Origin of the sequence: Methylobacterium sp. WL116 (assembly GCF_008039455.1) — a bacterium.
Lineage (GTDB): Bacteria > Pseudomonadota > Alphaproteobacteria > Rhizobiales > Beijerinckiaceae > Methylobacterium.
Genome location: NZ_VRUV01000387.1, coordinates 1 through 4,355 on the forward strand (window position 1 = coordinate 1; position 4,355 = coordinate 4,355).

The following is a 4,355-nucleotide window of genomic DNA, read 5'->3' on the forward strand; positions in this document are numbered from 1 at the left end:
GGAACCGGCGCTCGAAGCCTCGGGCGGCGATGCCCTGGTGCAGCACCTCGGCGCGACGCTCGGGATCGGGCTTGCGCTCGCCCTTCACGGTCAGCGCATTCTCCCGCACCTCGATCGACAGCATCGGCGCCACGGTGACGATCCGCCGGAACGGCAGCCAGCCGTCCAGCGCCCCGGTCAGCGCGACGCAGGCGCCCATCGAGTGGGCGAGGCAGACATGCGGATCGGGCATGAACGGCACCAGCACCGCGTCGCGGATCGCCAGCAGGTCGCGGCGGTAATCGTCGAAGGCGGCGACGTGGCCCTTGTGCGGGTCGTCGACCCGCCGGTCCGACGCCCCTTGCCCGCGCCAGTCGAAGGCGACGACGGCGAAGCCCCGGGCGCGCAGCTCGCGGATGGTCTCGTAGTACTTCTCGATGAACTCGGCCCGGCCCTGGAGCAGGCAGACCGTGCCCTTGCAGGTCCGCGTCGTCGCGGCCCAGCGCGCCGCCCGCAGGGTGCAGTCGTCCGCGGTGCCGACCGCCATCACCACGGCGCCGGGTGGGACCGGGTTCCCGGGCGTGTCGTGCAGGCTCAGAAGTGCGGCGTCCTGCCGCATCGTTCCCGTCATCCGGCCGGGTCTTGAACGCACCTCGCCCCCCTCCAATATCACGATCGTACCGGCCGTCAGGCGGTACGAGCCCGGTCCGGCCCACGCGGCGGACCATAGACTCAAACCTGCATGTTGCTCCACGGAGGATGTGTCCTATGCGTCAGTTCGATCTCGCTCCCCTCTACCGTTCCACCGTCGGCTTCGACCGCCTGTTCTCGGCCCTCGACCAGTTCGTGGCGTCCGACGCGGTCCCGACCTACCCGCCCTACAACATCGAGCGCACCGCCGAGAACGCCTACCGCGTGACGGTGGCCGTGGCCGGCTTCACCGAGGCCGACCTGTCGATCGAGGTGCGGGAGAATGCGCTGACCGTGAAGGGCGAGCGCAAGCCCGATCCCGAGCGTCGCGCCGAGGTGCTGCACCAGGGCATCGCCGCCCGAGGCTTCGAGCGCCGGTTCCAGCTCGCCGACTACGTCCAGGTGACGGGTGCGGCGCTGGAGAACGGCCTCCTCCACGTCGATCTCGTCCGCGAGATCCCGGAGGCGAAGAAGCCGCGCCGCATCGAGATCGCCATCGGCGGCAAGAGCCGCGCGCCGGCGATCGAGGGGGCGGCCACCGAGGTCCCGGCCGAGGTCCAGAAGGCGGCGTAAACCGCGCCGTCGCAGAGCGTGGGAGCGCCCCGGCCGCCGGCCGGGGCGTTTTTCGTCGTGGCCGGCGTCGGGGATGCTGCCGGCGGAACGGATCTCGGCGGTTTGGCGTCGGCGGGCGAGGGGCGCCGCGAGGCGCCCGTGACGTTGCCCTTCGCGCCATGATGCGTTGCATCTTCGGGATCGCCGCGCTGCCGCGCCGCCGCGCACCGGTCGTTCGGCGCGGCTGTGCTGGAAGTTAAGGGGGCAGGGGGCACGGCGCATCCGGCCCACGCGACCTGATGCCGGAACGGCTTCGTCCGACGCGACCTCGGGTGCTGGGATGTCGGCTTCCTGCTTGCGCGGGATGATCCGACCGTCTTCCCCGCGGCGCCGCCTCAATGCTCCTGGGGCTTCCCCCGCGGCTCGGCCTGGCGGCGGGCCATCTCCCGGCCGATCTGAAGCAGCAGGAGCCGGATCATCGCCCGCATCGCCGGCGTGCCGCCGGCATCGATCAGGGCATGCGCTTCGAGGCAGACCTCGGCCATGCGGTCGAGCTTGTCCGTCGTCACGTTGACCCTCGCATCGATTTGAGCAAAAGTTGCGCGCAATCGATACCACGCCCCCGTTCCCCGATAGATCGCTGGTCCGGGCCGGACAATAACATAGGTCAACCGGGCATCAAAGTATGCAAAATTCAAATATCGGCGGGGCCGGCCACAGCAACGAAGCCATGACCGCCAAGATCGCCGAGGCTCTCGACTGTCCGGTCGACAACTTCTTTGATGCCAAATCGAACCCGACCGGTGAAACGGCCGACTTGCTGTCGTTCTGGGCGGCTCTCGAAGATGCACGCGAGCGCCGGGGCGTTCTCGATTATATTCGAGCCGTCGCTGTAAAATCGACACAGTCTTGATGGAATTCGGTTGCACTTAACCTAGGTGGTTGCGGATTTTTCCGGGTCGAATAGACCCGCTTCATGCGCGATGTGCCCGAACCCGATTCCGCGGATGCCGTGATCGCCGAGTCTCAGGACGTGATCGCGCGATCGCGCGCGGCGCGGGAGGAAGCGCGGCTGCAGCGGGCGGCGGCCCGCGCCGTGGTCGAGCAGGTCCGGGCGATGATCGCCCGGTCGCGGCCGGACAGCGAAGCCGGCGCGTGGCCCGCCCGCGATCCCGCCATGCTCGATCCTGCCATGTCCGATCCGGCGAAGGGCGGGGCGGCACGCGTCAGCGGCTCAGGAGGTGCAGGCTGAACAGGCCCTCCGGGTCGAGCCAGAGGCGCTTCGGCGTCCAGCCGGCCCGCGCCGCCATCGCCTGGAACGCCTCCGGCGCATGCTTGTGCGAGATGTCGGTGCGGACGCTCTCGCCGGCCGCGAACCGGATCGCGTCCGTCCCGAAGCGCCAGGTGTCGGCACGGTCGGCGACGAGATGGGCCTCGACCCGCAGCGGATCGTGCAGGATGCGGACCGCGTGGCGGAAGGCGTCGCGGTCGATGCCGGCGCCGAGCTCCCGGTTCAGGCGCGTCAGGTAGTTCAGGTGCAAGGCCGGCATCAGGCCGTCGCAGCCGCCATAGACCCGCCGCAGCCGGTCCGCGTCCTGCGTCGGGTCGGCGCCGACCAGGAGATGGCTCGGCCCGAGCGTGTCGCGGGCCCGCGCCAGGAAGGCCTCCGCCTCGGCCGGCGCGAGGTTGCCGATGCTGGTGCCGGGGAAGAACCCGAGCACCGGCCCGCCGCCGAGGTCGACCGGAAGCCGGATCGGCGCGGCGTAGTCGGCGCCGATCGGGATCATCGCGATGCCGGGATAGTCCCGCGCCAGCGTGCCGACCGAGGTCTCGAGGTACGCGCGCGAGATGTCGATCGCCACGTAGCGGCGCGGCCGGTCGAGGCCGTCGAGCAGCGTGCGGATCTTGCGGCTCGCGCCGCTGCCGTACTCGACGATCGTCGCGCCCGCTCCGACGAGGGCGGCGAGCTCCGGCACGATCGCGGGCAGCAGCGCCATCTCGCGCCGGGTCGGATAGTAGTCGGGGCTGTCGCAGATCCGGTCGAACAGGATCGAGCCGGCCTCGTCCCACAGGTACTTGCCCGGCAGGCGCTTCGGCACCTCGGACAGGCCGGCGAGCACGTCCCGCCGGAACGCGTCCCGCTCCGCGATGCCCGCCGGCGTCATCGCGGCGCCCCGCGGGTCGCGGTGAGCACGACGAGGGCGATGCGCTCCGCCTCGGCATAGGCCGGCGCGTCGAGCTCCTCGCCGTAGGCGTCCGGGTCGAGCTCGCGATAGGTCCAGCCCAGCCCCGCGGCCTCGCAGGCGGCGGTCGCGGCCCTCCGGAACGGGTCGGCGCCGTCCACGATCGCCGAGCCGGTGAACAGCACCAGGCTGCCGCCGGGGGCGAGGCGGGTGCGGGCGGCCTCGACCACGGCGAGCGACAGGCCCTCGCCGTAGGTCCCGCCGCCGTCGCGGTAGGTCCGCCCGGCGCGGTCGAGCATGAAGGGCGGGTTCGAGACGACGAGGTCGAAGGCGCCCGCGACGTCCGCGAGGAGGTCGCTGCGGCGCGGCACCGTGCCGTGGACGCCCGCGAGCCGGCTGTTGGTGGCGGCGGCCGCGAGCGCCGCGTCGTTGATGTCGACGAGCGCGATCTCGGCGTCGGGCGCGCGCTTGGCGATGGCGATGCCGGCCGCGCCCGATCCGCAGCCGATGTCGACCGCGCGGCGGACCGGCGCGGCACGGTGCGCGAGGTGATCGACCACGGCCGCGACGAAGCGGGCGGTGTCGGGGCCGAAGAACACCACGTCGGTCGTGCTCGGCGGATAGGCGGAGTGGACGAACAGCTCGCCGTCGAGGCTCGACACCCGGATCGCCGAGCGCCAGGCGTCGCCGTCCCGCACCAGCACGCCGGCCGCGCGCATCGCCGCGAAGAGGTCGGCCGGCAGCAGGTCCTCGGCGAAGGGGCGGCTCCAGCCGAACACGTCGCGCAGATTGCGGGCCCGCGCCGCCTGCGGGCGGGCGTTGACGCGGGCATGGGTGGCGGGCGTCACGGTGGTGAAGCTGTAGCCGAGGGCGCGAAGTCGCTCGACCAGGGCGATCTCCGGCCAGCCGGGCACGCCGTCGGAGGAGGGCTTCGCGGCGGCCCATGAGCGC

At 71.9% G+C, this 4,355-nt stretch carries 7 protein-coding genes; 3 read left to right on the top strand and 4 right to left on the bottom strand.

From position 1 onward, the window contains the following. Positions 1 to 598, bottom strand: a 598-nt coding sequence (locus FV223_RS21055; protein ID WP_147728832.1) for an alpha/beta fold hydrolase, incomplete at its 3' end; no start/stop codon positions are given. Positions 599 to 747: 149 nt separating this feature from the next. Here FV223_RS21055 and FV223_RS21060 point away from each other — a divergent pair. Next, a complete protein-coding gene (locus tag FV223_RS21060; protein ID WP_147728833.1) occupies positions 748 to 1,242 on the top strand; it encodes an Hsp20 family protein in 495 nt (164 codons plus the stop codon). 374 nt (positions 1,243 to 1,616) lie between these two features. Here FV223_RS21060 and FV223_RS30690 read toward each other — a convergent pair whose 3' ends face one another. Further along, positions 1,617 to 1,790, bottom strand: coding sequence for a hypothetical protein (locus FV223_RS30690; protein WP_187274918.1), 174 nt, complete (start codon positions 1,788 to 1,790; stop codon positions 1,617 to 1,619). Positions 1,791 to 1,951: 161 nt separating this feature from the next. Here FV223_RS30690 and FV223_RS21065 point away from each other — a divergent pair, with 161 nt between their 5' ends. Further along, positions 1,952 to 2,134 (top strand): hypothetical protein, encoded by a 183-nt coding sequence (locus FV223_RS21065; RefSeq protein ID WP_147728834.1) that lies wholly within the window; start codon positions 1,952 to 1,954, stop codon positions 2,132 to 2,134. Positions 2,135 to 2,197: 63 nt separating this feature from the next. After that, positions 2,198 to 2,473: a hypothetical protein gene (locus tag FV223_RS21070; RefSeq protein WP_147728835.1), complete on the top strand. Its 276-nt coding sequence runs from the start codon at positions 2,198 to 2,200 to the stop codon at positions 2,471 to 2,473. Here FV223_RS21070 and FV223_RS21075 read toward each other — a convergent pair. After that, positions 2,448 to 3,386: an L-histidine N(alpha)-methyltransferase gene (locus FV223_RS21075; protein ID WP_147728836.1), complete on the bottom strand. Its 939-nt coding sequence runs from the start codon at positions 3,384 to 3,386 to the stop codon at positions 2,448 to 2,450. The two genes, FV223_RS21070 and FV223_RS21075, sit on opposite strands and share 26 nt — an antisense overlap. Beyond that, a complete protein-coding gene (locus FV223_RS21080; protein WP_147728837.1) occupies positions 3,383 to 4,318 on the bottom strand; it encodes a class I SAM-dependent methyltransferase in 936 nt (311 codons plus the stop codon). The genes FV223_RS21075 and FV223_RS21080 overlap by 4 nt, the downstream gene beginning before the upstream one ends. Positions 4,319 to 4,355 lie beyond the last annotated feature (37 nt).

Coding starts and splice junctions, on each gene's coding strand:
- FV223_RS21060 (WP_147728833.1), top strand. CDS start 748: ATGCGTCAGTTCGATCTCGCTCCCCTCTACCGTTCCACCGTCGGCTTC.
- FV223_RS21065 (WP_147728834.1), top strand. CDS start 1,952: ATGACCGCCAAGATCGCCGAGGCTCTCGACTGTCCGGTCGACAACTTC.
- FV223_RS21070 (WP_147728835.1), top strand. CDS start 2,198: ATGCGCGATGTGCCCGAACCCGATTCCGCGGATGCCGTGATCGCCGAG.
- FV223_RS21075 (WP_147728836.1), bottom strand. CDS start 3,386: ATGACGCCGGCGGGCATCGCGGAGCGGGACGCGTTCCGGCGGGACGTG.